Consider the following 21,060-nt stretch of genomic DNA (forward strand, 5'->3'; position numbering starts at 1 on the left):
AACCGTGAGCCGGGTCACTGCGCCAGCCGGTCAACCTGCAAGGACACACCCGCGGCGGGGAATCGGTCCAGCAGTGCGTCGCCCATCGCCGCCGCGGGCGTGAGGACGCCATGCAGGTCCGGGAGCTTGTCACGGTCGAATGCCAGCGCCAGGCCGCACTCCCCCAACAACACCGACGTCGCCTTGTAGCCGGGGTCGCCGCGCTGCTCCATGCGTGCCACATACCGGGCGCCGGTGGTTGTGGTGGTGTAGGTCTCGATCCGGTAGTAGCCGCGTTCCCGCGCGGCCGGGCTGGGACCGGTTCCGGGTTTGGGCACGATGCGCTCCACCAGCCGGCGCGGCAGCAGCCGGAAAAAGCGGCTGCCCAACCCGAACGTCGCGGCGGCAACCCCGCCCACCACAGCGGAGGCCACCGGTGCAATCGGCGACGACCCCAGGCTCATGCTTTCGCTGTAGCGCAACCGGCGCCCGTACGCCCAGTCCAGCAATGCATTGCTGCGCCGCACGATCCGGGTGTTGTAGGGCGCCATGACGAAGCCCGCGGTCCACAGCCCGCCCAGTTCCGGCGCGATCCGACGACCTCGACGCCACGGCAAATCGGGCTGCGGTCCGATTTCGGGTTCGGCGCCGCGGTCGCCGCTCAGCGTGTACGGGTCGGCGAGTTGGCGCCGGACCTCGGGATCACGCGACGCGGTATCCAGCACCTCCAGCATCGACGCGACGGTGCCACCGGAAACCCCGCCGGAGAAGGAACGGACCACGAGGTCGGTGTCGACGAGCTCGCCGGCGCCGTCGTCGCGCGCCGCACGGTAGAGCCCATACACACTGAGATCCGAAGGGACGGAATCGAATCCGCATGCATGCACGATGCGGGCGCCGGTGTCCGCGGCCTGCTTGTGGAATTGGTCGATGCTGTCGCGGACGAACATCGCCTCGCCGGTCAGGTCGGCGTAGTCGGTTCCCGCCGCGGCGCAGGCGGCCACCAGCGGCAACCCGTAGCGGGTGTAGGGGCCGACCGTGGTGATGACGACCTGGGTGCGCACCGCCATCTCGTCCAGCGTCGAGGGCGACGACGCATCTGCGGTCAGGATGGGCCAGGACTGCGCGGGTTCGCCCAGCGTGTCGCGGACGGCACGCAACCGGTCGGGCGACCTGCCGGCCAGCGCGATCCGTTTGTCCGGTGCCGAGCCGGCCAGGTATTCGGCGGTGAGCTTCCCGACGAAGCCGGTCGCCCCGTACAGCACAATGTCGAATTCGCGCGGCGTTGCGGTCACGAGCCCGACGCTACCCGACGGTGGGGGCGGTGACGGCTGGAGTGAAGGAGTGCCGGGCACGGGGCCCGGCACTCCTTACATGTATGGCTTATATGTCTGCGAAGCCGTCGATCAGCCGCGGCGTCCGCACACCGGCCAAGCGCCGATGCCCTGCGAATGCAGCACGTTCTCGGCGACGCGGATCTGCTCCTCGCGGCTCGCGCCGGCCGGGGAGCCACTGCCGCCGTTGGAATGCCAGGTGCTCGGGGTGAACTGCAGACCACCGGAGAAGCCGTTACCGGTGCTGATCCCCCAGTTGCCACCCGACTCGCACTGCGCGATGGCATCCCAGTTCACGCTGTATGCCCTCGTGACCGGAGCCGGCGCAACGTCCGGGCCCGGAGGCGGCGGAACGTTGGGGTCAAAGCCCACGGGCGCCGGCGGCGGAGCGTCCGGGGCCGGAGGCGGAGGCGCGTCCGGAGCCGGGGCATCCGGGGCCGGAGGCGCGTCCGGCGCAGGAGGCGCGTCCGGAGCCGGGGCGTCCGGGAAGGGCCCGGCAGCCGGCAGGTTCGGGTCGAAGGCCACCGCTTCATCTGCGTGGGCGGTGGCCGACGGGATGGTCACGAGCGTGCCCGTGACCGCGGCAAGAATGAGCGCCTTGCGGACGTTCTTCAATATCTTTCCTTTCGCGGTGCGCGCGCGCCAAAGCAAGCCCACGCAGGTGGGCTGAAGGCGTTGGGTTGAAATGCCTACTTTGGAACGTGCCGTCTGGGTCAGGCACGACAGCGACGGGCGAAGTCTGCCCGGCGGGTTTTCACCCACCGTCCACGGTCGGGCTCTCGCCGTCCGTGGCGCCGCTCACACGCGGGTCCGTGGATTCAATTTTGTTGATTACTGTTCCGTAACCCGTTGCGGGCTAACAGGGACCGTAGAAGACGCCAGGCCATTCGTCATCTTCGGAAATCGCGTATCTCGTTTCGATAACGAGCCGATCACGCCGCGGTAGCGACCCCCTTCTTGCAGGTCACCGCAGACTTTCCGGCGCCGGCACCCCGATCGCACGCGCAAACAAATGGTGAGCCTAATCACGCGTATTTTGTGAGCTGGCGCACGTTTATTCGCGCGTTATTGCGGATTCGCCGCAGCTACAACGGATCCGCGCCCTCCCCCGACCGGGCCGGCGCAGCATACCGCAAGTAGGGTCGTTTCTCAGGTCGCCACGCCAGGTAGGCGAATGTCAATCAGTGATGCACCGGGTTATATTGTCCTACAACACTATTCGTGATCCACCAGCTCGCCTGACCTGAAGTCGGCGGATTCGATAGTGCGTATTACCTTTTCCAGCAATGTGTTTGCTGAATTACAAACAGCGACAACATCTTTCATGATCAACTGACTAGCACCGATATCCATCGGCGCCGACACGAAACCCTTCGAATGGGCGGCGCTCATCCGACACCTCGGGTTTCACACCGTCAAAAAATGCCACAAAGGCCACGACCCCTTAGCGGCCGGCTCACGCGTAAAGCCCCAGGGTGGCTCTTCAACAAGCCTCAAATCGCCGCCGCCCCAACAGATCACGATGCCCTGCCAGTTCGCGCAGTCAATTTTTGCGAAATCGTTCACCAGATCGCCATGCGCAACGCGGGCCCGATCAGGGACCCGATCGGCGCAGCGTCGGGCCTCAGGCTTGGAGCTGCGCCAGAGCGCGCAGGTCACTCTCCGAGTTGACGTTGGCCAGGAAACGCGATTCCGGCAACACGATCTGCTGGGCGTCGGAGGCGTCGATCAAGGCGCGCATCGAGCGGGCGCCGGCCGCGACCAGGCCATCGATCCGCTCGGCCAGGTCGGTGCGGTAGACCGCGGCGAGATAGTGGCTGCGACCGTCCCACGGCAGCACGATCTCGGCGTTGGTCTCGCCGGCCAGCTGCACCAGGTCATCGATCAATCCTGTTGACAGAAGCGGCATGTCGACGGCGCAGACGAAGGCGAACCGGGCGCCGGCCTCCGCGGCGGCGCGCAGGCCGCGTCCGGTCGCCGGCAGCGGCCCCTGGCCGCGCACCTCGTCGCGAATCACGCGCGCCTGCACCTCGGGGAGCGGTTGCCCCGGTGCGGCCATCACGAAGACCGGGTCGCAGCGTTGCGCGACGACGCCGGCGACGTACTCGAGAAGCGTGGCCGCCCCGCCGGGCCCCGGCAGGGTCGCCTTGTCGCGGCCCATCCGCCGCGATTCGCCGCCGGCCAGCACTATCCCCGCTAGCAACCCGGCCTGTTTCACTGTGTCGGGCACCTGCTTATCCACGTCAGTCGACGGTCCAGGTGTCGCGGCCACGCAACAGCGATTGCAGCGCCGCGGAGTCGGACGCCTTCGCCGACTGAGCGGCCTGGACCTGCGAGCGTGCCGCGTCGTCGTAGGTGGGCCGGCTGATATCGCGGAAGATGCCCATCACGGTGTGCTCGAGGTTCTGATCCGACAACCGCGACAGGGCGAAGGCGTAGGCCGAGTTGTCGCTGTGCGCGTCGTGCACCACGATCTCGTCGACCGACACGTCAGCGGTCTTGGCCACGTCCAGGCCGAAGCCGGACTTCACCACGCAGTATTCACCGCTGGCACCGAACGTGATCGGCTCGCCGTGATGGACGCCGATGACCCGCTCCTCGGAACCTTCCTTGCGCAGCGCGTCGAACGAACCGTCGTTGAAGATGGGGCAGTCCTGCAGGATTTCGACCACGGCGGCGCCTCGGTGTCCCGCGGCGCCGCGCAGCACCTCGGTCAGGCCCTTGCGGTCGGAGTCCAGCGCGCGGCCGACGAAGGTCGCCTCGGCGCCCAGGGCCAACGACACCGGGTTGAACGGGTGGTCGAGCGACCCCATCGGGGTCGACTTCGTGATCTTGCCGACCTCCGAGGTCGGCGAGTACTGCCCCTTGGTCAGCCCATAGATCCGGTTGTTGAACAGCAGGATGGTGATGTTGACGTTGCGGCGCAGCGCATGGATCAGGTGGTTGCCTCCGATGGACAAAGCATCACCGTCACCCGTGACCACCCACACCGACAGGTCCTCGCGGGCCAGCGCCAGGCCGGTGGCGATGGCGGGCGCGCGGCCGTGGATCGAGTGAAACCCGTAGGTCTCGAGGTAGTACGGGAACCGGCTCGAGCAGCCGATACCGCTGATGAACACGATGTTCTCGCGGCGCAAGCCGAGGTCCGGCAGGAAGTTGCGCATGGTGTTGAGGATGACGTAGTCCCCGCAACCGGGGCACCAACGCACCTCCTGGTCACTGGTGAAGTCCTTGGACTTCTGGGGCTGGTCCTCAGAAGACAACGTGGGGACCCCGTCGTTCTTGGTCAGCTTCGCGGTCACACCGAGGTCTTTGCCCGCCAAATTGCCGATCAGATCAGTCACGAGCGCCGCTCCTCCTCATCGCTTCGCTCTACGTCGGCGCCGGCGCGAATCATGCGCTGGCTCCCACCGTTGCCGCCGCCATCCTGGCGACCATCGTCTTGTCGTTCTCGACTTCGGCCAATGTCCCGCCCAGCGCGGCGCGGATGACGCGGCCGATCTCGTCGGCCAGGAATGCGACACCCTGCACCTTGCTGACCGATTGCACGTCCACCAGGAACTTGCCGCGCAGCACGAACGCCAGTTGGCCCAAGTTCATTTCGGGCGCCACCACTTGCGGGTAGCGCCGCAGCACCTCGCCCAGGTTCGCCGGGAAGGGATTGAGGTAGCGCAAGTGGGCGTGCGCCACCTTGATGCCTTTGCGCCGCGCGCGCCGACAGGCTTCGCCGATCGGACCGTAGGAGCTGCCCCACCCGATCAGCAGCAGCTCCGCATCGCCGGTCGGATCGTCGACCTCCAGATCGGGAACGGAGATGCCGTCGATCTTGGCCTGGCGCAACCGCACCATGAGGTCGTGGTTGACCGGCTCGTAGGAGATGTCGCCCGAGCCGTTCGCCGCCTCCAGACCGCCGATGCGGTGCTCGAGTCCCGGGGTGCCGGGGACGGCGAATTGCCGGGCCAGCGTCTCCGGGTCGCGGGCATAAGGCTGGAACGGCTCGTCCGGCTTGGCGAAGGTGTGTGTGATGGGCTGCAGTGTGCTGACGTCCGGAATGCGCCACGGCTCAGACCCGTTGGCGATTGCGCCGTCGGACAACACGATCACCGGGGTGTGGTAGGAGACCGCGATGCGCGCCGCCTCGAGCGCCGTTTCGAAGCAGTCGGACGGTGACCGCGGCGCGACCACCGCAACCGGCGACTCGCCGTTGCGGCCGTACAACGCCTGCAGCAGGTCGGCCTGTTCGGTCTTGGTGGGCAGCCCGGTCGACGGACCGCCGCGCTGCACGTCGACGACGAGCAACGGCAGTTCGGTCATGACGGCCAGGCCGAGCGCCTCGGACTTGAGCGAAATGCCCGGCCCGGAGGTCGTGGTGACTCCCAGCGCGCCGCCGTACGAGGCGCCGATCGCCGCGCAGATGCCGCCGATTTCGTCCTCGGCCTGAAAGGTGATGACGTTGAAGTTCTTGTGCTTGGACAGCTCGTGCAGGATGTCGGAGGCCGGGGTGATCGGGTAGCTGCCGAGCAGGACCGGGATGTCCGCCAGCTGACCGGCGGCGACGATGCCGTACGCCAGTGCGGTGTTGCCCGAGATCTGGCGGTATTCGCCCGCCGGCAGGGTCGCCCGGGACACCTCGTAGGTGGTGCCGAACGCCTCGGTCGTCTCGCCGTAGTTCCAGCCGGCCTTGAGGGCCAGCACGTTGGTCTCGGCGACCTCGGGCTTGCGGGCGAACTTCTCCCGGATGAACTTTTCGCTGGTTTCGATCGGCCGCCCGTACATCCACGACAGCAGCCCCAGCGCGAACATGTTCTTGGCGCGCTGGCCGTCCTTCTTCGACGCGCCGATCGTCTCGACAGCCCCGAGTGTCAGCGTGGTCATCGCGACGGAATGCACGACGTAGTCGGACAATTCGTCGGTCTCGAGTGGGTTGGTTACGTAACCCACCTTCGTCAGGTTGCGCTTGGTGAACTCGTCGGAGTTCGCGATCACCATGCCGCCGCGGGGCAAGTCACCGATATTGGACTTGAGCGCAGCCGGATTCATCGCGACGAGAACGTCTGGCCGGTCGCCGGCGGTCAAGATGTCGTAGTCGGCAATCTGAATTTGGAAGGACGAAACGCCGGGCAGAGTGCCTGCGGGGGCGCGGATCTCGGCCGGGTAGTTCGGCTGGGTCGCCAGGTCGTTTCCGAAAAGTGCTGCCTCGGAAGTGAAACGGTCACCGGTGAGCTGCATGCCGTCACCGGAGTCACCGGCGAAACGAATGACGACTTGTTCCAGGCGCTGACGGGTAGATCCGTTCGCGGAAGTCCCGTGCTGTGAGTCTGATCCGGCTCCGCTGCCGTTCGGATCCACGTCTTTGCCCTCCATTTGTTCACCGGACAGACAGTTCACGCAGCTTCAGGTTACGCGTCGGCGAAGGGAGCCTCCGGCCATCACGGGTTTATGTCACTGGCGGTATCAATTATGGCACTGATTTTGGGTGGGCATCGCCATCCCATACCCGACACACGCGGGCGAAAAATTGCTAAAAGCCCAAGTCAGCCAGGTGACAGGCGTTCGTACCATACGAAACTGTGTTGTTGGTCACGTCTTCGGCGTCAACCAGTGTCGCCGATACCGAGTCGGCCTCCGAGTGTCACCTTTTCGGTATCCATCCGAACCCGTCCAATCACGTCACCCTGTCACAGGCGTGCGCGCTGCAGGATCCCGTTAGGCGCTCTTGTCGCGACGCTCGGTGCGCGACGGCTTGCGCGGCACGATCGTCGGCAACACGTTGTCCTGCACGGTCTCCTTGGTCACCACCACCTTGGCGACGTCGTCGCGGCTCGGGATGTCATACATCACGGGCAGCAGGACTTCTTCCATGATGGCGCGCAGGCCACGAGCCCCGGTGCCGCGGTGGATCGCCTGATCGGCGATCGCTTCCAGGGCGTCGTCGGTGAACTCGAGCTCCACACCGTCCATCTCGAAGAGCCGCAGGTACTGCTTGACCAGGGCGTTCTTCGGCTCGGACAGGATCTTGACCAGCGACTCGCGGTCCAGATTGGTGACCGAGGCGACCACCGGCAGTCGGCCGATGAACTCGGGGATCAGGCCGAACTTGATCAAGTCTTCGGGCATGACGTCGGCGAATTGATCGGTGGTGTCGATCTCGGCCTTGGAGTGGACCTCGGCGCCGAATCCCAGGCCCCGCTTGCCGACGCGCTCGTAGATGATCTTCTCCAGGCCGGCGAACGCCCCGGCGACGATGAACAGCACGTTGGTGGTGTCGATCTGGATGAACTCTTGGTGCGGGTGCTTGCGGCCGCCCTGCGGGGGAACCGACGCCTGGGTGCCTTCCAGGATCTTCAGCAGGGCCTGCTGCACGCCCTCCCCGGAAACGTCGCGGGTGATCGACGGGTTCTCGCTCTTGCGGGCGATCTTGTCGACCTCGTCGATGTAGATGATGCCCGTCTCGGCGCGCTTGACGTCGTAGTCGGCGGCCTGGATGAGCTTGAGCAGGATATTCTCGACGTCCTCACCCACATAGCCGGCTTCGGTCAGCGCGGTGGCATCGGCGATGGCGAACGGGACGTTGAGCATCTTGGCGAGCGTCTGGGCGAGGTAGGTCTTGCCGCATCCGGTGGGTCCGAGCATCAAGATGTTGGACTTGGTCAGCTCGACCGGCTCGTGCCGGGAGTCCCGGCCCTTTTCGCCGGCCTGAATCCGCTTGTAGTGGTTGTAGACCGCGACGGCCAGTGTCCGCTTGGCGGTGTCCTGCCCGATGACGTAGCCCTCGAGGAACTCCCGGATCTCCACCGGTTTGGGGAGCTCATCGAGTTTCACGTCGTCGGCGTCGGCGAGCTCCTCTTCGATGATCTCGTTACAGAGATCGATGCACTCATCGCAGATGTACACACCGGGGCCAGCAATGAGCTTCTTCACCTGCTTCTGGCTCTTCCCGCAGAATGAGCACTTCAGCAGGTCCCCGCCGTCTCCGATGCGCGCCATGGTGCTGAGGGCCTACTTCCTATTCGCCGTTGGTGTTCCCTGTCCCCGCATGTATTCACCGACGCTACCCGCTTGATCGGGCCCGCCGCGACCATAAACGCCGAATCGCGCCGATGGTATTTGCGGGAGCTCATGCCTCTATCCCTATGGAGGAAAGATATAGCCCGACGGTGCCCGTCACTCGCGAACGACGCGCTTTGCGTGTCTTTGGCGTGTCGCGCTTGTAATGCGATCGAGTCTGGCGGCCGTCCGACGCTGCCTTCGGTGGAGGCGCCGACCCGACGCCGACGATCACACCAGGCCTGGGCCAACCCTCAAGAAATCACCCTACAGTGGCCAGGTGGGTTCGGCCGTGGGCTTTACCTGGCCCAGTGAAACCGTGCTGCTCGATGGCGGCCTGGCCACCGAGCTCGAAGCGCGCGGTCATGACCTGTCCGACCCGTTGTGGTCGGCCGCGCTGCTCGCGGATGCCCCGCACGAGATCGTCGCGGTCCACGCCGGGTACTTCCGCGCCGGGGCCACGATCGCGACGACGGCCAGCTACCAGGCGTCATTCGAGGGGTTCGCGGCGCGCGGACTGGATCGACACGAGGTCGCCGGCCTGCTGCGCCGCAGCGTCGAGCTCGCCAGGGCCGCGCGGGAGGAGGCCGGCCCTGGCGAGCTTGAGGGGCGCCAGGGGCTCCTCGTCGCCGCCTCGGTCGGACCGTACGGGGCGGCGCTGGCGGACGGGTCGGAGTATCGCGGACGCTACGGCCTGACGGTCGCGGAGCTGGCGCGATGGCATCGGCCCCGGCTGGAGACCTTGGCGGCCGCCGGGGCCGACGTGCTCGCGTGCGAAACCGTGCCCGACATCGACGAAGCGGAAGCGTTGGTCGACCTGGTGCATTCGGTCGGGATGCCGGCGTGGCTGAGCTACACCATCGACGGGGCCCGTACCCGCGCCGGGCAACCACTGGCCGACGCGTTCGCGGTGGCCGCCGGCGTCGAGGAGATCGTGGCCATCGGGGTCAACTGCTGCGCGCCCGACGACGTGTTGCCCGCGATCGCGAGCGCATCGGCCGTCGGCAAGCCCGTCGTGGTCTACCCGAACAGCGGGGAACGCTGGGATGCCTTGCGGCACAGGTGGATCGGCCGGTCACGGTTCGGAGCGGACCTCGCCTCAGCGTGGCTTGCGGCCGGAGCCCGCATCGTCGGGGGATGCTGCCGCGTGGGCCCCGCCGACATCGCGGCCATCGCCGATGTCCGCCGGGCGTGCAGCCAGCGCGAAAAATCAGGAGGCAGAGATTCGCCGTGAGTGCACGTTCGGCGAACGACCGGTACGGCTAGGCGGATTGCGCCGACAGCTTGCGGTACTCCAGCACGGTGTCGATGATCCCGTAGTCCTTGGCCTCGCCGGCGGTCAGGATCTTGTCCCGGTCGGTGTCCTTGCGGACCGTCGCGGCGTCCTTGCCGGTGTGGCGGGCCAGCGTGGTCTCCATCAGGGTGCGCATCCGCTCGATCTCGGCGGCCTGGATTTCCAGATCGGAGAACTGTCCCTGGATCACGCCTTGCAGCGAAGGCTGGTGGATCAACACCCGAGCGTTGGGCAGCGCCATCCGCTTGCCGGGGGTCCCGGCGGCCAGCAACACCGCGGCCGCCGAGGCCGCCTGACCCAGGCACACTGTCTGAATGTCGGCCCGCACGTACTGCATGGTGTCGTAAATCGCCATCAGCGAGGTGAATCCGCCACCGGGCGAGTTGATGTACATGGTGATGTCGCGGTCGGGGTCCAACGACTCGAGGACCAACAGCTGCGCCATGATGTCGTTCGCCGACGCGTCGTCCACCTGGACGCCGAGGAAGATGATGCGTTCCTCGAACAGCTTGTTGTAGGGATTGGACTCCTTGATCCCAAAGCTGGAGTGCTCGATGAACGACGGCAGGATGTAGCGCGCCTGAGGCTGGGTTTCGGGGTTCACTGGGCTTCTCCATTGGTGATGTGGGCGGCGCGGGTGATGATGTGGTCGACGAAGCCGTATTCCAGGGCTTCCGGCGCGGTGAACCAGCGGTCGCGGTCGGAATCCGCCTCGATGCGTTCGATCGACTGGCCGGTGAATTCGGCGTTCAGCCTGAACATCTCCTTCTTGATGACCGTGAACTGCTCGGCCTGGATGGCGATGTCGGCGGCGCTGCCGGTCACCCCGCCGAGCGGCTGGTGCATCAGGATGCGGGCGTGCGGCAGCGCGTAACGCTTGCCCTTGGTGCCCGCCGCCAACAAGAACTCACCCATCGAGGCGGCCATACCCATCGCGTAGGTGGCGATGTCACACGGCGCCAAGACCATGGTGTCGTAGATCGCCATTCCGGCGCTGATCGATCCACCGGGCGAGTTGATGTACAGCGAAATGTCCTTGGTGGCGTCCTCGGCGGCGAGCAGCAGAATCTGCGCGCACAGCCGATTGGCGATTTCGTCGCTCACCTCCGAACCCAGGAAGATGATGCGCTCGGACAGCAAGCGCTCATAGACGGAGTCCGTGAGGTTGAGACCCTGCGAGTTCGAACGCATGTCAGTCACGACCGGGTTACCTGCTTTCTCGAGATCTGTCTTCACCGACACTAACCAACCGGGCTTGCCGTTTCGCGGCCACGCACCCCTGAAACGGGCGCGTTCGCTCACAGCGTCATAGCGCGGTCACTCCTCGGCGTCGGCCTCTGGCGTCGATTTGTCGGCCTTCGCCGCCTCGCCGGCCGGCTCGGCCGCGTCAGCCTCCGTGGATTCTTCGACTTCACCGGAGGCGTCAGCCTCTGCGCGCTTACCGAAGAATGCGTCGGTGTCGACGGTGTTTCCGGCGGTGTCGGTGACCGTCGCCGCTCGGATCACCTCGGCGATGGCCAGCGCCCGGCGCACATCGGCGAACATGGCCGGCAGCTGGTTGTTCTCCTGAAGGTAGGCCAACAGCTGCTGGGGCTCGATGCCGTACTGGCGGGACGTCGCCACCAGCCGCTCGGTCAGATCGTCCTGGCCGACCTGGACCTGCAGCTCGTCGGCCAGCGCGTCGAGCAGCAGCTGCCTTTTGACGTCCGTCTCGGCGGCGGTGCGCGTCTCGGTCTCGAACTCCTCGCGAGACTTTCCCTGCCCGGCAAGCACTTCCTCGAGCTTGGATTCGTCGTGGTTGAGGCTGTGCAGGGCGTTATGGATGGCGCTGTCGACCTGAGCCTTGACGATCGCTTCGGGCAGCGGGATGTCGACCTGCTCGAGCAACGTGTCGATCGCCGCGTCGCGGACGCTTTCGGCTTGCTGCGCGCGCTTGGTCTGGCCGACCTGGTCGCGCAGGCTCGACCGCAGCTCCTCGATGGTGTCGAACTCGCTGGCCAATTGGGCGAACTCGTCGTCGGGCTCGGGCAGCTCGCGCTGCTTGACCGACTTGACCGTGACCGTCACCTGCGCGTCTTGCCCCGTGTGCTCGCCCGTCGCCAACTGCGCGGTGAACTCTCGGGATTCATCAACCGACAGACCGACCAGCGCGTCGTCGAGGCCCGCGATGAGCCGGCCCGAGCCGACCTCGTGGGACAACCCCTGCGCGGCGGCGCCCGGAACCTCCTCACCGTTGATGGTGGCCGACAAGTCGATGGAGACGAAGTCGCCATCGGCGACCGGGCGCTCCACCCCGGTCAGGGTGCCGAATCGGGTGCGCAGAGACTGCAGTTCGGCGTCGACGTCGTCGTCGCTGACCTCGATCGGATCCACCGAGATGGTCAGGGAACCCGGGTCGGGCAGGGTGAGTTTGGGGCGGATGTCGACCTCGGCGGTGAACGCCAGCTCCTCGCCGTACTCCTTCTTGGTGACCTCGATCTCGGGCTGGCCCAGCGGATGCACCTCCGACTCGGCGACCGCCTGTCCGTACCGCGCGGGCAGCGCCTCGTTGACGACCTGATCGAGCATGGCCTCCCGGCCGAAACGGGCCTCCAGCAACTTCGCCGGCGCCTTGCCCGGCCGGAACCCGGGCAGGCGCACCTGCGTGGCCAACTCCTTGTAGGCCCGCTGGAAGTCGGGCTCGAGTTCTGAGAAGGGGACCTCCACATTGATGCGCACCCGGGTGGGGCTCAACTGCTCGACGGTGCTCTTCACGGGGTGCGCTCCTCGGTGCTCGTTCCTGGCGGTCGGTGACCCGCGCGCAGCGCACGGGCCGGTCGTACTGGTCGGGGTGACAGGATTTGAACCTGCGGCCTTCCGCTCCCAAAGCGGATGCGCTACCAAGCTGCGCTACACCCCGCGCTGACCTCGATGATCCTAAGGCCCCGCAAAGCCAGGTCCGCCACAGGCTTGGCAGCGACCTCGCGGACCTCACGGAGTGATCACAAAGCCGCTTCGATTAGATTTGACCTTCGTCGCCAGCTACAGTCACGCTCGACTAATACATGCGGGCGTAGCTCAATGGTAGAGCCCTAGTCTTCCAAACTAGCTACGCGGGTTCGATTCCCGTCGCCCGCTCGGGCTAACTATCTGCTCGATAGAGAGGCGCCATGAGCGACCTGACGACGGACGCGTCGATCCGCGGCTCATGCGCATCGGACTTCGTCGGCGTTCGCGACGCGTTCGAGCGCAATTTCACGCTGGGCGACGAAGTCGGCGCGGCCGTCGCGGTGTGGGTGGACGGGTCTCTCGTCGTCAATCTGTGGGGTGGCTGGGCCGACGCCGCCCACACCCGACCCTGGCAGCAGAACACCCTGACCACGGTGTTGTCGGGCACGAAGGGCCTGTCGGCCACCTGCGTGCATCAGCTGGCCGACCGTGGCGAGCTGGACCTGCAGGCTCCGGTGGCCCACTACTGGCCCGAGTTCGCCCAGGCGGGCAAACAAGACATCACGCTGGCGATGGTGATGAGCCACCGCTCCGGCGTGATCGGCCCGCGCACCCGGATGCGTTGGGAACAGGTCGCGGATTGGGACTACGTCTGCGAACAACTGGCCGCGGCCGAGCCGTGGTGGGAGCCGGGGACCGCCCAGGGCTACCACATGACCACCTTCGGATTCATCATGGGCGAGGTGTTCCGCCGGGTCACGGGCCGCACGATCGGCCAGTACCTGCGCACCGAGATCGCCGAACCGTTCGGCGCCGACGTCCACATCGGGTTGCCGCTGGCCGATCAACACCGTTGCGCCGAGCGGATCCACAAGCCGCACGCCCGGGACCTGCTGGCCGACGCGAAGGCCCCCGGCTACCCGACCAGCCTGGCCGAGCACCCGAAGGCGGGGCTGTCCATCTCGATGGGGTTCGCCCCCGACGACGAACTCGGCTCACACGATCTGAGCCTGTGGCGCGAACTCGAGTTCCCCGGCACCAACGGACAGGTGTCGGCGCTGGGGTTGGCGACGTTCTACAACGCGCTCGCCCAGGAGAAGGTGCTCAGCCGCGAGCATATGGACCTGGTGCGGGTCTGTCAGGGCGGGCTGGACACCGATCTGGTGCTGGGGCCGAGGGTCGCCGACCACGGCTGGGGTCTCGGGTACATGCTCAACCAGCGCTGCGTCAACGGACCCAACCCGCGGATCTTCGGCCACGGCGGGCTGGGCGGCTCGTTCGGGTTCGTCGATCTGGAGCACCGCATCGGCTACGCGTATGTGGCAAATCACTTCGACGCCACCAAGGCCAACGCGGACCCCCGCAGCCTGGTCCTGTCCAACGAGGTCTACTCCGTGCTGGGTGTCACCTAGCGGCGCCGTCAGTGGCCGCCACCGCCCCCGCCGTGTCCGCCACCGCCAGGTCCACCGAGACCGCCGGGGCCACCCAGTCCATCGTGAGCGCCGCGTCCATCCGGGCCGTTGTACCAATTAGCTCCGGGTCCGCGCCAGTTATCGTGGCAGTGCCCGGCATCCCAGTTCTCGCCCCAGCCGGGGTCCCAGAAATCCCCAGGGCACCATTGCGGGAACGGGCCGGGCTGCGCCTGCGCGTCCGACGCGATGCCCAGCCCTGCCAGACCGAGACCTGCTATCGCGGAAATCGTTGCAGCTGATCGAGCGAGAGTCTTCATGCAGACAGCAATTCCCGCGCCGATTAAATTCAAACCGGAGAAGCCGACACTTTCGCTGTCATTTCTGGCACGTCGGGCACCAGAACACGTTGCGGCCCTCCAGCACGGTCGTGCGGATCGGGTCTCCGCACACGCGGCAGGGTTCGCCGGTACGTCGGTAGGCGTAGGTGCGGGGCCGATCGGGACGATACGGCGGCGCGCCGTGATCGTGTTCGGCTCGCACCACGACGATCTGGCCGCGGCGCAAGCCCACCTTCATCAGCGCGACCAGATCGGTCCACGCCGCCTCGAACTCGGCCTCGCCGACGTCGCGGCCCGGGCGGAACGGGTCGATGCCGTGACGGAACAGCAATTCGCTGCGGTACACGTTGCCCACGCCGGCCATGACGGTCTGATCCATCAACAGCGCGCCAATAGGCCTGCGAGACTTGGCAATCCGTTTCCACGCCCACGACGGATCGGCGTCGTCGCGCAACGGGTCGGGACCCAGCCGGGCCAGAACGTCGCTGACCTGTCCTTCGTCGATGACTTCGCACACCGTCGGGCCGCGCAAATCCGTGCCGTAGTCGGTGCCGATCATGCGCATCCGCACTTGCCCGACCGCATCGGGAAACGACCCGTCGTCGGGACGTTCCCATTCGGTGAAGGCGCCGTACAGGCCGAGATGCACGTGCACGATCGGGCCGCCGGCGTAGTGATGGAATAGGTGTTTGCCCCAGGCACTGGTGCGCTGCAGCAGCCGGCCATCGACCGCCACGGCGGAATCGGCGAAGCGGCCCTGCGGGCTGGACACCGCTACGGGCGCGCCGGCATAGCGGCGCTGGTGCAGCCGGGCCAGCCGGTGCAGGGTATGCCCTTCGGGCATGCGCAGACCCTTCCGGCCTCAGCCCGCCGCCCCGGGTACCGGCGGGGCTTGGTGGGTGCGTTCGTATTCGGCGAGGATGTCGATACGCCGTTGGTGGCGTTCGGCTTTCGACCACGGCGTGGTCACGAAGGCATCGACGATCGCCAGCGCCTCCGCCACGGTGTGCATGCGACCGCCGATGCCGATCAGCTGGGCGTTGTTGTGTTCACGGGCCAGCGTCGCGGTTTCGACGCTCCACGCCAGCGCGCACCGGGCGCCGGGAACCTTGTTCGCGGCGATCTGCTCGCCGTTACCCGACCCGCCCAGCACGATGCCCAAGCTGTCCGGGTCGGCCACCGTGCGCGTCGCGGCGGCGATGCAGAACGCCGGATAGTCGTCGTCGGCGTCGTAGCTGAAGGCGCCGCAGTCGATCGGCTCGTGGCCGGACTTTTCAAGATGCTCGATGATCTGCTGCTTGAGCTCGAATCCGGCGTGGTCAGAGCCGAGGTAGACGCGCATGCCCGCAATCCTTACACAGGCCCGCGGGGCAGCCGGGTGGGGCGGGTCACCCCCAACCGCTCAGTCGAATTCGGGCTTCTCGGTGCGGCTGCGCTTGAGCTCGAAGAAGTGCGGGTAGGACGCGAAGGCCACCGAGGCGTCCCACAGCTTGCCCGCTTCCTCGCCCCGCGGAATCTTGGAGAGCACCGGCCCGAAAAACGCCACATCGTTGACGTGGATGGTCGGTGTGCCGACGTCATCACCGACCGCGTCCATCCCGGCGTGGTGGCTCTTGCGCACCGCTGCGTCGTAGGCATCGCTTTCCGCCGCCGCGGCCAGGTCCGCCGGCAGTCCGGCATCGTCCAGCGCCAGCTTGATCACGTCGTCGAGCTCTTTGTTGCCCTCGTTGTGGATTCGAGTCCCCATCGCGGTGTACAGCGGCCCCAGCACCTTTGCGCCGTGGGCCTGCTCGGCCGCGATCGCCACCCGCACCGGACCCCAGGCCCGCTTCATGTTCTCGCGGTAGTTCTCCGGCAGGTCTTCGCGGTTTTCGTTGAGCACCGCCAGGCTCATCACGTGGAAGTTCACCTCGATGTCGCGCACCTTTTCCACCTCGAGGATCCAGCGCGAGGTGATCCACGCCCACGGGCACAGCGGATCGAACCAGAAATCGGCCTTGTTCTTCGCGGGCGCCTTGTCAGCCATGGCCGGTCCTCTCGTCGGTGGAAAGTCTGATCTGCACAACCGTAGGCCTCTCGCCCCTGTTCCCGGTTTGCCCGACCCGTAAGTTGGACCCGTGGCACTCCCCAACCTCACCCGTGAACAAGCTGTCGAGCGCGCCTCCCTGATCACCGTCGCCAGCTACCAGATCGACCTCGATCTCACCGACTCCCACGGCAGTCCCGGTGAACGGACCTTCCGTTCGGTCACCACGGTGGTGTTCGACGCGCTCGCGGGCGCCGACACGGTCATCGACATCGCCGCCGAAACGGTGCGCGGCGCCACGCTCAACGGGCGCGACCTGGACGTCTCCGGATACGACGAATCCACCGGCATCGCCTTGCGCGGGCTGGCCGACCGCAACGTCGTCGTGGTCGACGCGGACTGCCGCTACTCCAACACCGGCGAGGGTCTGCATCGGTTCGTCGACCCGGTCGACAACGAGACCTACCTGTACTCGCAATTCGAAACCGCCGACGCCAAGCGCATGTTCGCCTGCTTCGACCAGCCCGACCTCAAGGCGACCTTCGACGTGCGGGTGACGGCACCCACGCATTGGAAGGTGATCTCCAACGGCGCGACGGTGTCGGTGAAGGACGGCCTGCACACCTTCGCCACCACTCCGCGGATGAGCACCTACCTGGTCGCGTTGATCGCCGGTCCGTACGCCGAGTGGAAGGACGCCTACACCGACGAGCACGGGGAAATCCCGCTCGGCATCTACTGCCGGGCGTCGCTGGCGCAACACATGGACGCCGAGCGGCTTTTCACCCAGACCAAACAGGGATTTGGCTTCTACCACAAGAACTTTGGCTTACCCTACGCGTTCGGAAAATACGATCAGCTGTTCGTCCCCGAGTTCAACGCCGGCGCAATGGAAAACGCGGGCGCGGTGACCTTCCTGGAGGACTACGTCTTCCGCAGCAAGGTCACCCGGGCGTCCTACGAGCGCCGCGCGGAGACCGTGCTGCATGAGATGGCGCACATGTGGTTCGGGGATCTGGTCACGATGGCCTGGTGGGACGACCTGTGGCTGAACGAGTCCTTCGCGACCTTCGCCTCGGTGCTGTGCCAAAGCGAGGCAACCGAATTCACGGAGGCCTGGACGACGTTCGCCACCGTCGAAAAGTCGTGGGCCTACCGCCAAGACCAGTTGCCCTCGACCCATCCGATCGCCGCCGATATTCCGGACCTGGCCGCCGTCGAGGTGAACTTCGACGGCATCACCTACGCCAAGGGCGCGTCGGTGCTCAAGCAGCTCGTCGCCTACGTCGGGCTGGAGCACTTCCTGGCCGGGCTGCGCGACTACTTCCGCACCCACGCGTTCGGCAACGCCACGTTTGACGATCTGGTCGCCGCGCTGGAGAAGGCGTCGGGACGCGACCTGTCCGACTGGGGTCAGCAGTGGCTGAAAACGACCGGGCTGAACACGCTGCGGCCCGACTTCGACGTCGACGGCCCGGGCCCCGAGGGCAAGTTCACCCGGTTCGCGGTGACCCAGAGCGGCGCCGCCCCGGGCGCCGGCGAGACTCGGGTGCACCGGCTGGCCATCGGCATCTACGACCTGGATGCTTCCGACGGATCGGGAAAGCTGGTCCGGGTACGCCGCGAGGAACTCGACGTCGAGGGCCCGGTGACGGAAGTTCCTGCGTTGGTTGGTGTTTCGCGGGGCCAGCTGGTTCTGGTCAATGACGACGACCTGACCTACTGCTCGTTGCGGCTGGACGCCGAGTCGCTGCGCACCGCGCTACAGCGCATCGCCGACATCGCCGAGCCGTTGCCGCGCTCGCTGGTCTGGTCGGCGGCCTGGGAGATGACCCGCGAGGCCGAACTGCGGGCCCGCGATTTCGTGGCCCTGGTGGCGGGCGGCGTGCACGCCGAGACCGAGGTGGGGGTGGCGCAGCGGCTGCTGCTGCAGGCGCAGACCGCGCTGACGTCCTACGCCGAACCCGGCTGGGCGCATGAGCACGGCTGGCCGCAGTTCGCCGACCGGTTGCTGGAATTGGCGCGCGCCGCGCAGCCGGGATCGGATCACCAGCTCGCCTTCGTCAACACGCTGTGCTCATCGGTCCTGTCGACTCGCCACGTCGTGACTCTGGCGGACCTGCTCGACCGCGACCCGGCGGACCTGGGATTGCCCGGCCTCGAGATCGACACCGACCTGCGGTGGCGGATCGTGACGGCGCTGGCCACCGCCGGCGACGTCGACGCCGACGGACCCGCCACACCGTTCATCGACGCCGAAATCCAGCGCGACCCGACCGCCGCCGGCAAACGGCACGGCGCCCAGGCCGCGACGGCGCGGCCTCAGCTGCAGGTCAAGGAGAACGCCTGGACGACGGTGGTCGAGGACGACACCCTGGCCAACATCACGGCCCGCGCGATCATCGCGGGCATCGCCCCGCCGGCCCAGCATCAACTGCTCAGGCCGTTCACCGCGCGGTACTTCGAGGCGATCTCGGGCGTCTGGGCGCGCCGATCCAGCGAAGTGGCCCAGACGGTCGTGATCGGCCTGTACCCGCACTGGGATATCAGCGACGACGGCGTCGCCGCGGCCGACAAGTTTCTGTCCGACCCCGAGGTGCCGGCAGCGCTGCGGCGCCTGGTGCTGGAAGGCCAGGCCGGTGTGAAGCGTTCGTTGCGGGCGCGCCACTTCGACGCGGCTGGGTAGCCCGCGCGACGCGGGCGTGCGTGTTTGAGCAACGACACCCCGCAGCCGACGTGCAACCATGCACGCTCGGGGAACAGGTCAGGCCGGGGAAATCCCGGCGCTCAGCACCCGGATCGCGCTGACCAGACCGTCCACCAGATCGCCCCGCTCGAACGCGGAGGAGGCGGCGGCGACACCCAGCGGTGCGGCCGACTCGGCGCCGCGGCCGCGGACCGCGGAACCGTAGACCACCTCGATGACCTTCTGGTCGGGCGAGACCGCGAGCAGCACCGCGTTGTCCGGCGTCGGCACGTCGGCCAGAATTTCGCGGGCCCGCGCGGCGGTGTCGGCGCCCAGGTCGCCCAGGTAGATCGCGAAACGCGTCCTGGAGGACCGCGACCCGTATTTCAGCGCGTCGTCCACGGCGACAAGGTCTTTGGTGGGAAACGGGAAATGCACCGACAATTCGCCGGGCTCGGTCACCCCGGAGATCCGTCCGCTGGTGGTGATCGCCGAGCCGTACGGCAGCTCGGCGGGCTCCCTCGTCGCTACCTCACCACGTGCCACTGGCGCCACCTCCAACTGAGAATTCCGACGTGCCGTGTCCACCATGGGTGTGGCCGACGTCTTCACCGACGGCGCCCCACAGGATCGGCGGATGGGTCCACTTCTCGCCCAACTTGTAGGTCGCCGGGTGCGGCCCCTTGTGGGACCAGATCAGCACCGACAGCCCGACCACCAGCAACAGGGGAATTCCGAGAAAGTACAAGTGGATCTGCAGAAGGCTCACGACGCAAACCGTATCCCACCAACCGCCCCAGCGCCGCGACCGGACACCAGATAGGTGTTCAGGCCGCGCCTTCGCCGAGATACCGGGCCCAGGCCGGGTCCAGCTCCTTGACCGTCGACAACAGCCGCCAGTGCTGCCCCGTCGGGGGCATCGGCGGCCGGCGCAGTGCCCAGCCGAGCTCGCTGAGCAGCTTGTCGCCCTTGTGGTGGTTGCAGGTCGAGCAGCAGGCGACGCAGTTCTCCCAGGAATGATCGCCACCGCGGCTGCGGGGCACCACGTGGTCGACGGTGTCCGCCTTCGCCCCGCAATAGGCGCAGCAGAACCGGTCGCGGTGCATCAGTGCGGCGCGGGTCATCGGGACGCGCGCCCGGTAGGGAACACGGACGTAAGACCGCAACTGAATCACCGAGGGAACGACGATCGAGCTGGTCGCCGAGTGGATGACCGGGCCGGCCGGGTCGTGATGCACCACGTCGGCCTTGCCGCAGATCACCATGACGATCGCGCGCCGCATCGGCAGCGCGGTCAGCGGCTCGTAGGTGGAATTCAGCAGCAGCACCCGCCGGCGACTCCAGATGGAAGCGCTCTCCGGGCGGGCGGGCGGATGGATGTCAACACTGCGCAGCGATGACGCGGTTGTGGGCCCGGTTAGCCCTGCCGCGACCACCTGACTGCGGTGGCTGCGGCGTCTTTTGCCCTGCGCCATGAATCCTCCGCGAACAGTCCACCATGATTCGTCGTCAATCGCACCCCTATTGCAGGTGAAGCGCCGTGTCGAACCGATGAACAGCGGGAGCGGGATCGGGCCGCCTCCGCTTGTCGCCGCGACGATGCCCCACAATGGACCGCGATGGATGAGGTAGGACAGTCCTTTTATGACGCTGTCGGCGGTGCCGGGACTTTCCATGCGATCGTGTCGCGCTTTTACGCTCAGGTTCCCGAGGACGAGATTCTGAGCGACCTGTATCCGCTGGACGATCTCGAGGGCGCCGAAGAACGCCTGCGGATGTTCCTCGAGCAGTATTGGGGCGGCCCGCGCACCTACTCTGACCGGCGCGGAGATCCCCGACTGCGGATGCGTCACGTCCCGTTCCGGATCACTCCGCTGGCGCGCGATGCGTGGCTGCGGTGCATGCACACGGCCGTTGGCTCCATCGATTCGAGGACACTCGACGACGAGCACCGTCGCGAGCTGCTCACCTATCTGGAGATGGCCGCGGACTCACTGGTGAACGCCCCTCTTTGAC

The 21,060-nt window shown here is 66.8% G+C and carries 20 protein-coding genes and 2 tRNA genes; 5 read left to right on the forward strand and 17 right to left on the reverse strand.

Features of this window, described 5'->3' with window-relative positions; translation table 11 throughout:
* Positions 1-14: 14 nt before the first annotated feature.
* From EPN51_RS24125 to clpX, 7 genes are all read right to left on the reverse strand, one after another.
* Positions 15-1,274 (reverse strand): trans-acting enoyl reductase family protein, encoded by a 1,260-nt coding sequence (locus EPN51_RS24125; protein WP_293047703.1) that lies wholly within the window; start codon positions 1,272-1,274, stop codon positions 15-17.
* A 111-nt stretch (positions 1,275-1,385) separates the two neighbouring features.
* The gene (locus EPN51_RS24130) at positions 1,386-1,928 is read right to left on the reverse strand and encodes a transglycosylase family protein (protein WP_293047705.1); all 543 of its coding nucleotides are present in this window, start codon (positions 1,926-1,928) and stop codon (positions 1,386-1,388) included.
* 600 nt (positions 1,929-2,528) lie between these two features.
* On the reverse strand, positions 2,529-2,705 hold the full coding sequence (locus EPN51_RS24135) for a hypothetical protein (protein WP_293047708.1): 177 nt from the start codon (positions 2,703-2,705) through the stop codon (positions 2,529-2,531).
* A gap of 232 nt (positions 2,706-2,937) precedes the next feature.
* Positions 2,938-3,531, reverse strand: coding sequence for a molybdenum cofactor guanylyltransferase (gene mobA / locus EPN51_RS24140; protein WP_293047779.1), 594 nt, complete (start codon positions 3,529-3,531; stop codon positions 2,938-2,940).
* A gap of 25 nt (positions 3,532-3,556) precedes the next feature.
* On the reverse strand, positions 3,557-4,657 hold the full coding sequence (locus EPN51_RS24145; protein WP_293047711.1) for a 2-oxoacid:ferredoxin oxidoreductase subunit beta: 1,101 nt from the start codon (positions 4,655-4,657) through the stop codon (positions 3,557-3,559).
* A gap of 49 nt (positions 4,658-4,706) precedes the next feature.
* Positions 4,707-6,662 carry a 2-oxoacid:acceptor oxidoreductase subunit alpha gene (locus EPN51_RS24150; protein ID WP_293047781.1) on the reverse strand — a complete coding sequence of 652 codons (1,956 nt, stop codon included), beginning with the start codon at positions 6,660-6,662 and terminating at the stop codon, positions 4,707-4,709.
* A 357-nt stretch (positions 6,663-7,019) separates the two neighbouring features.
* Positions 7,020-8,300: an ATP-dependent Clp protease ATP-binding subunit ClpX gene (clpX, locus tag EPN51_RS24155; protein WP_293047714.1), complete on the reverse strand. Its 1,281-nt coding sequence runs from the start codon at positions 8,298-8,300 to the stop codon at positions 7,020-7,022.
* 379 nt (positions 8,301-8,679) lie between these two features.
* On the opposite strand from clpX, the gene mmuM reads away from it, so the two are divergent.
* A complete protein-coding gene (mmuM, locus tag EPN51_RS24160; RefSeq protein WP_293047783.1) occupies positions 8,680-9,594 on the forward strand; it encodes a homocysteine S-methyltransferase in 915 nt (304 codons plus the stop codon).
* Positions 9,595-9,622: 28 nt separating this feature from the next.
* On the opposite strand, the gene clpP2 is transcribed toward mmuM, so the two are convergent.
* The 4 genes from clpP2 to EPN51_RS24180 all read right to left on the reverse strand — a co-directional run bounded on the left by clpP2 (position 9,623) and on the right by EPN51_RS24180 (position 12,553).
* Positions 9,623-10,258, reverse strand: a complete 636-nt coding sequence (clpP2, locus tag EPN51_RS24165) for an ATP-dependent CLP protease proteolytic subunit ClpP2 (RefSeq protein ID WP_293047717.1) — start codon at positions 10,256-10,258, stop codon at positions 9,623-9,625.
* Positions 10,255-10,845, reverse strand: a complete 591-nt coding sequence (gene clpP1, locus EPN51_RS24170) for an ATP-dependent CLP protease proteolytic subunit ClpP1 (RefSeq protein WP_293047785.1) — start codon at positions 10,843-10,845, stop codon at positions 10,255-10,257. Before clpP1 ends, clpP2 begins: the two co-directional genes overlap by 4 nt.
* 126 nt (positions 10,846-10,971) lie before the next feature.
* Positions 10,972-12,408: a trigger factor gene (gene tig / locus EPN51_RS24175; RefSeq protein WP_293047720.1), complete on the reverse strand. Its 1,437-nt coding sequence runs from the start codon at positions 12,406-12,408 to the stop codon at positions 10,972-10,974.
* A gap of 68 nt (positions 12,409-12,476) precedes the next feature.
* Positions 12,477-12,553 (reverse strand) — tRNA-Pro (locus EPN51_RS24180).
* Positions 12,554-12,700: 147 nt separating this feature from the next.
* Between EPN51_RS24180 and EPN51_RS24185 the strand changes: the two genes are divergently transcribed.
* Both EPN51_RS24185 and EPN51_RS24190 read left to right on the forward strand, forming a co-directional pair.
* A tRNA-Gly gene (locus EPN51_RS24185) sits at positions 12,701-12,771 on the forward strand.
* 32 nt (positions 12,772-12,803) lie between these two features.
* Positions 12,804-13,994, forward strand: coding sequence for a serine hydrolase domain-containing protein (locus tag EPN51_RS24190; protein ID WP_293047723.1), 1,191 nt, complete (start codon positions 12,804-12,806; stop codon positions 13,992-13,994).
* A gap of 375 nt (positions 13,995-14,369) precedes the next feature.
* Here EPN51_RS24190 and EPN51_RS24195 read toward each other — a convergent pair whose 3' ends face one another.
* The 3 genes from EPN51_RS24195 to EPN51_RS24205 are packed head-to-tail and all read right to left on the reverse strand — an operon-like array spanning position 14,370 to position 16,358.
* Positions 14,370-15,176, reverse strand: a complete 807-nt coding sequence (locus EPN51_RS24195; protein WP_293047724.1) for a zinc finger domain-containing protein — start codon at positions 15,174-15,176, stop codon at positions 14,370-14,372.
* An 18-nt stretch (positions 15,177-15,194) separates the two neighbouring features.
* The gene (locus EPN51_RS24200; protein ID WP_293047727.1) at positions 15,195-15,674 is read right to left on the reverse strand and encodes a ribose-5-phosphate isomerase; all 480 of its coding nucleotides are present in this window, start codon (positions 15,672-15,674) and stop codon (positions 15,195-15,197) included.
* 60 nt (positions 15,675-15,734) lie between these two features.
* Positions 15,735-16,358: a DsbA family protein gene (locus EPN51_RS24205; protein ID WP_293047728.1), complete on the reverse strand. Its 624-nt coding sequence runs from the start codon at positions 16,356-16,358 to the stop codon at positions 15,735-15,737.
* Between the two features lie 91 nt (positions 16,359-16,449).
* Here EPN51_RS24205 and pepN point away from each other — a divergent pair, with 91 nt between their 5' ends.
* A complete protein-coding gene (gene pepN, locus EPN51_RS24210) occupies positions 16,450-19,044 on the forward strand; it encodes an aminopeptidase N (RefSeq protein WP_293047731.1) in 2,595 nt (864 codons plus the stop codon).
* A 78-nt stretch (positions 19,045-19,122) separates the two neighbouring features.
* Here the strand turns inward: pepN and EPN51_RS24215 are convergent, their stop codons facing one another.
* The 3 genes from EPN51_RS24215 to EPN51_RS24225 form a co-directional block, all read right to left on the reverse strand.
* Entirely contained in the window at positions 19,123-19,590 is a 468-nt protein-coding gene (locus EPN51_RS24215; RefSeq protein ID WP_293047732.1) for a DUF5130 domain-containing protein, read from the reverse strand.
* On the reverse strand, positions 19,577-19,804 hold the full coding sequence (locus EPN51_RS24220; RefSeq protein WP_293047787.1) for a hypothetical protein: 228 nt from the start codon (positions 19,802-19,804) through the stop codon (positions 19,577-19,579). Before EPN51_RS24220 ends, EPN51_RS24215 begins: the two co-directional genes overlap by 14 nt.
* Before the next feature lie 67 nt (positions 19,805-19,871).
* The gene (locus EPN51_RS24225; protein ID WP_293047734.1) at positions 19,872-20,519 is read right to left on the reverse strand and encodes an HNH endonuclease; all 648 of its coding nucleotides are present in this window, start codon (positions 20,517-20,519) and stop codon (positions 19,872-19,874) included.
* A gap of 144 nt (positions 20,520-20,663) precedes the next feature.
* On the opposite strand from EPN51_RS24225, the gene EPN51_RS24230 reads away from it, so the two are divergent.
* Positions 20,664-21,059 (forward strand): globin, encoded by a 396-nt coding sequence (locus EPN51_RS24230; protein WP_293047735.1) that lies wholly within the window; start codon positions 20,664-20,666, stop codon positions 21,057-21,059.
* The last annotated feature ends 1 nt before the right edge of the window (position 21,060 follow it).

The sequence above is a fragment of the Mycobacterium sp. genome (genome assembly GCF_004298145.1).
Taxonomy (GTDB): Bacteria; Actinomycetota; Actinomycetes; order Mycobacteriales; family Mycobacteriaceae; genus Mycobacterium.

Excerpts from the sequence above, each read along its gene's own strand:
- EPN51_RS24135 (WP_293047708.1), bottom strand. The coding sequence starts at position 2,705 with ATGAGCGCCGCCCATTCGAAGGGTTTCGTGTCGGCGCCGATGGATATC.
- clpX (WP_293047714.1), bottom strand. The coding sequence starts at position 8,300 with ATGGCGCGCATCGGAGACGGCGGGGACCTGCTGAAGTGCTCATTCTGC.
- clpP1 (WP_293047785.1), bottom strand. The coding sequence starts at position 10,845 with ATGCGTTCGAACTCGCAGGGTCTCAACCTCACGGACTCCGTCTATGAG.
- EPN51_RS24190 (WP_293047723.1), top strand. The coding sequence starts at position 12,804 with ATGAGCGACCTGACGACGGACGCGTCGATCCGCGGCTCATGCGCATCG.
- EPN51_RS24195 (WP_293047724.1), bottom strand. The coding sequence starts at position 15,176 with ATGCCCGAAGGGCATACCCTGCACCGGCTGGCCCGGCTGCACCAGCGC.
- EPN51_RS24200 (WP_293047727.1), bottom strand. The coding sequence starts at position 15,674 with ATGCGCGTCTACCTCGGCTCTGACCACGCCGGATTCGAGCTCAAGCAG.
- EPN51_RS24205 (WP_293047728.1), bottom strand. The coding sequence starts at position 16,358 with ATGGCTGACAAGGCGCCCGCGAAGAACAAGGCCGATTTCTGGTTCGAT.
- EPN51_RS24225 (WP_293047734.1), bottom strand. The coding sequence starts at position 20,519 with ATGGCGCAGGGCAAAAGACGCCGCAGCCACCGCAGTCAGGTGGTCGCG.
- EPN51_RS24230 (WP_293047735.1), top strand. The coding sequence starts at position 20,664 with ATGGATGAGGTAGGACAGTCCTTTTATGACGCTGTCGGCGGTGCCGGG.